The sequence below is a fragment of the Vibrio sp. Of7-15 genome, from assembly GCF_022347565.1.
Taxonomy (GTDB): Bacteria; Pseudomonadota; Gammaproteobacteria; order Enterobacterales; family Vibrionaceae; genus NORP241.
In genome coordinates, this window is record NZ_JAKRGH010000059.1 from 1 (window position 1) to 4,535 (window position 4,535).

General features: G+C 39.2%; 7 protein-coding genes. All 7 read left to right on the forward strand.

Annotated features, from left to right (window positions below; genetic code table 11):
• The first annotated feature begins 112 nt into the window (after positions 1-112).
• The 7 genes from MHO82_RS25505 to MHO82_RS25535 all read left to right on the forward strand — a co-directional run bounded on the left by MHO82_RS25505 (position 113) and on the right by MHO82_RS25535 (position 4,323).
• Positions 113-574, forward strand: coding sequence for a hypothetical protein (locus MHO82_RS25505; RefSeq protein WP_239189389.1), 462 nt, complete (start codon positions 113-115; stop codon positions 572-574).
• Between the two features lie 131 nt (positions 575-705).
• Positions 706-1,041, forward strand: coding sequence for a DUF2314 domain-containing protein (locus MHO82_RS25510; RefSeq protein ID WP_239189391.1), 336 nt, complete (start codon positions 706-708; stop codon positions 1,039-1,041).
• Positions 1,042-1,159: 118 nt separating this feature from the next.
• Positions 1,160-1,681 carry a hypothetical protein gene (locus MHO82_RS25515; RefSeq protein WP_239189393.1) on the forward strand — a complete coding sequence of 174 codons (522 nt, stop codon included), beginning with the start codon at positions 1,160-1,162 and terminating at the stop codon, positions 1,679-1,681.
• A 135-nt stretch (positions 1,682-1,816) separates the two neighbouring features.
• A complete protein-coding gene (locus tag MHO82_RS25520; RefSeq protein ID WP_086459384.1) occupies positions 1,817-2,365 on the forward strand; it encodes a hypothetical protein in 549 nt (182 codons plus the stop codon).
• Positions 2,366-2,502: 137 nt separating this feature from the next.
• Positions 2,503-3,045, forward strand: a complete 543-nt coding sequence (locus MHO82_RS25525) for a hypothetical protein (RefSeq protein WP_239189396.1) — start codon at positions 2,503-2,505, stop codon at positions 3,043-3,045.
• 117 nt (positions 3,046-3,162) lie between these two features.
• Positions 3,163-3,747 (forward strand): hypothetical protein, encoded by a 585-nt coding sequence (locus MHO82_RS25530; protein WP_239189398.1) that lies wholly within the window; start codon positions 3,163-3,165, stop codon positions 3,745-3,747.
• A 117-nt stretch (positions 3,748-3,864) separates the two neighbouring features.
• Positions 3,865-4,323 (forward strand): hypothetical protein, encoded by a 459-nt coding sequence (locus MHO82_RS25535; RefSeq protein WP_239189400.1) that lies wholly within the window; start codon positions 3,865-3,867, stop codon positions 4,321-4,323.
• Positions 4,324-4,535 lie beyond the last annotated feature (212 nt).

Genomic DNA, 4,535 nt, shown 5'->3' on the forward strand with positions numbered 1-4,535 from the left:
ACAAACTGCTTAAACGGACGCCAGAACATTCGGCGGTTTTGGTTCTGAGTGTGGTTGGCTTTGGAAGTTAGGTGACAGCGCCATTTAGCAGAGCGTTAGCTGATTGAGAATAATGAAGATTAAACACTTAGAAATAGACGGATTTGAAGATTTCATAGAACTTATGAAAGGTAAGGTATTTCATACTACTACTCAGGAAAGCTTTGAATCTATTGTTACTGACGGCGGGTTAATTGCCAATATTAGCGGAGATAGACCTTCTGTATTTGGCAATTCAAATGGCTTTTTCCGTTTGAGAGGTTGCATATCATTTTTTGATTATAGAGAGTTGTCTGACGCTAGGGTTAGCGAACATTTGTATAAGTGCGTACCTACTCGTATTGCAGATGACCATAAAATTATGGTTGTTTTGGTGTTGTCTCATGAGGCTTATCCAGATCTTGAGTCATGGATAAGCTGGAGTGAGGAAGGTGCTTATTCTCTGAAAGTAGTGCCTCGGATTGAAATCGGGTATCCCAACTTTGTACCCTTAGGCATGATATCAGAGGTGCTCACGGTGAGTATCATCAGCTAACAATCGCTTCAACCTGACTGCCAACCTGTGGCATTTTTGGTTCGGTTTGGCATTTGTGATTACGGTGGTCTGTTTGAGTTCGGTGCAGTTGGCAGCAAGTTAAGCGGGCGTTATGTGTTTATGGAGTTACGATGAAACTAGCAACATATGAAATAGATTCTTATGAATTGGATGATGGAGAAGCCATTCATAAAGAATATAGTGATACCTTTTGGATTCCTGAAAAAGAAAAAAGAGAATCACTACAATCAGGTGATCTCGTTAAACTCATTTTTAGAATGGAAGAACGTAATAATAAAGATAATGTATCGGTTGAAAGAATGTGGGTAGAAGTTACAGGGATCTCAGGTCAGTTTTATACTGGCATTCTTGATAATGATCCTTCCGGTGATGTTAGCGTCGCATGTGGTCAAAAGGTTTATTTTAATTCTTGTCATGTAATCGATATCTACGAAGAAAACACATAACAAAGCAATCAAGGTGATGCATTTACACTCGGCGGTTTTGGTATGAAGCTCGTGTGCTTGGCTGGTTCAGCGTTGGCACACCTTATTGCAGGCGTTATGTATTTTGAGGAACAATTGTATGTTGCTGTTTTCAAAAGTAGATTGCCTTGATCTTAAAATCGCTGAACTGAGCGATTTATTAGCTTTACTCGATTCTCGATTAGAACAGTTAATGAAACAAGCAGAATCAAGTATAGATGCTGACAGTTTAGGTGTTTTTGACAGAGCAGAATACTTTATAGGTGTTGGTTTTGTTGCTATGCAGCAATATATAAGCGATACCATGTATAAAAGTGAAGTTAGTAAGCGAGACGCATTAAACCTTGGAACGGTAACATTACTAGGATCCACTCATATCTCAGTTATCAATTCTGCTGCAAATTGGTGGAAACATGAGTCAGAGTGGAACTGGTATAGTGAAAGTGGAATTAGCAATAAAACCTACCTTAGTATTTCCAATGTTGTAGACCCAGAAAATTACCCATTATCTAATGTGTTGGCTTTTCTTATTGGTGAGCGAAACTTCTGCTTATCGTCTGCTATTCCATTACTTGAACAATGGCGCGATCAATTCTCTGCGCTATCTCAGGAACATACATAACAAGCAATTCAACAGTGATTCGCAACGCTTGGCGCTTTCACTTCGGGTTGAGTTTAGTGTCGACGGCGCAATGTTTAAGTTCAGTGTATGCGCTGCTCACGCGTTAATTGGGCGTTATATGCTTAGGAGTAGGAATTGAAATATTTGGAAGAATTCGAGTTGGCAATTGAGCGTTCAAGGCGTCTCAAATTGTCCGATACGCACTTTAAGCCTTTAGAAGCAAAATATTGTAGTGAGAAAAACCTTGAAAGTTGTTTGGAATTTTTAAATTATAAATATAACCCTCTGAAAGTTAGTGATCTTGTAGGGCAGTGCCTAAACATTCACACTCAACTAATGAAAGCTGTAGAACATTTTTACGGAGTGCCACCAATCTTCACCATTGGTTCTATAACATTTGGTGGAAATACATATTTTGAGTTAACTGAAGATGATATCACGTCATTAATTTCAGATAGGTCTCCTTCCGTTAAGGCTAACATTCACGCATGGTTGACGTTGCCTTCTTTGGAAATACTAGATTTTACGTTTATTTCAACATACGAGAGTCAAACTGGAGAGAGCGATCTTCCAAAAGTTGTCAGTCAATTTGCTGAAGATCTAAAGCCGCACATTCAATATCACCCTGTGTTAACAGGGGAAGAGAGTCTTGAAAAGTTAGGCTTTTATCAAGCACGCATATAACAAAGCATTTAAGAGTGATTCTCAACGCTTGGCATTTTTCATTCCATCGTTGAGTCTTGTGTTTACGGTGGTAAGGTTAAGTTTCGTGGCTGCGTTGTTCACACCTTAATGCGGCGTTATATTTTTTAAGGTAAATAATGAGTTCTGAATTAATTGATAGAATTGAATCTATAAGAGCTTCTAGGTTGAGTTCGATCAGAAGAAATAAATATGGAAACCTAGAATTATCGAACCCGCCACTAACAAACTCCTCAGGTATGTATTGGATTTATACAAATTATGATATTGATTTGATGAAAAAAAGTTCATGCACTTCTGATAAAGGAGCAATTAATATTGCAAATCTAACTTCACAACATGATGGCTTACCTGATGTTTGTACGATCAGTCATGACTCTGGCACTGATGGAGAGTTTAGGTTGGTTTACAATGGAATAGCGGGTAAATCTCTAGGTGTTCGTGGACGTATTCATCAGCATTTTAATGGTGGTAAAGGGACTGGTTGCCTTTCCATTCTTAAGTCATCCATGTGCGATCTCGACAGATGGCGAGTGTCATATGTAACGTTTGAACATAAAACATCACCTACAGATATCAATGTAAGTTATAGCGATGAAGCTAAGAATCTTGAGCGTATATGGCGTCTAAAGTTTGGATGGCCGCTTTTATGTAAAATATAACAAGGCAATCAAGGTGATGCGTTACACTCGGCGGTTTTGGTACGAAGTTCGGTGCGCTTTGCTGGTTAAGTGGGGCACACCTTATTGCAAGCGTTATATTGCTCTTGGAGTTCAGTGATGAAAATAGATGATTTAATCGATTCTATCCGTGAAATGATCTCAAATGTTGCAATTGAGACGGATAGTGATCAAGAGCTTTATCCAATCGTTTCTGTCAAAACTAGTGGCGATTACAACTCGGTTATCGATAGTTTGTATATGCTTGAGGATACTCAATTAGCCAAGCATGCTTTTAACTCTCGTCAGAAATCACTTTCCTTTGGCGAACTGTATCTATATTTCTACGGCGTCCTTAATGCTATCTACATGCAACAGCAAGCTATGCTTGTCATACTTCGCAAGATGGGGTTGGACTTCAATGCCAAAGAACTACGCTGCTGCAAAATCTTTGATATTCGCAATAGTTTTGCTGCTCACGGAGCTAATCGTGGCGGAAGAGACGTAAAAGAGCACAGTTTTATCCTTGACCGTCATGCTCTTCAAGTAGGTAAAGTTAGTGGGTATTCTGCAAATCACGAAAGTGGCTTCGCTTCACATGACACTGACATTGTAGACCTGGTTTCAGAGTGGGATGATGTGTTCTTTAAGCACTTATATTTGGTGCACTCAAAAGTAAGTAGTAACTACGAATCAGCAATATAACAAGGCAATCAAGGTGACCCGTTACACTCGGCAGTTTTGGTATGAAGTTCGGTGTGTTTTGTTAGTTTAATGCGGGGCACCTTATTGCAGGCGTTATGTTTTACAGAGGGTTCAGTATTGAAATATTGGGGATATTTGACCAGAGAGCAGCACTTGGAGATGTTGAATAAAGAGTTTCCTCCTTTGACTTGCCCGAAGACTGATATGTTTTTCTCAGTTTCAAGAGCCGATATTACAAGACGGATAATTGAAGAAAATATACCTGTTGGTGCATTAGATGCGAGTAAGGCAAGTCTTAACGCTATATGCGATGAGTATATGACAGTCAGCACAGAGGGAATGGCTTGGTTATTACCCGCAGTGTGTAAATATGTACTTCAGAGAAAGCCTGACCATGAAACATTCTCTGAGATGATCCCCTTGTATATAGAGTTAGGAGAAATTGGGTACAGCTTTAATCTGAGCTTTTTGAACGAGCGACAAAAAGTATTACTTTACAATCTCTTAGAATATTTAGCTGAAACGTATTCGTTACATGTATGTGATGCTCAAATTAAACTGGAAAATAAAACATAACAATCTGTTTAAGAGTGATTCGCAACGCGTGGCATTTTTACTATGCGTTGCGTTTAGTGTTTAAGGTGGTATGCAGCAACTTCGGTATAGCGTTGCTCACACCTTAACAGGGCGTTATGCGTCCTAAGTCAGAATTCTTTCTCTCTGCTCAACGATAGAAACGAAGCATTTTTACTTGTAGAAATAAGAGGCTCTCTTTTGGGGTTTATCGA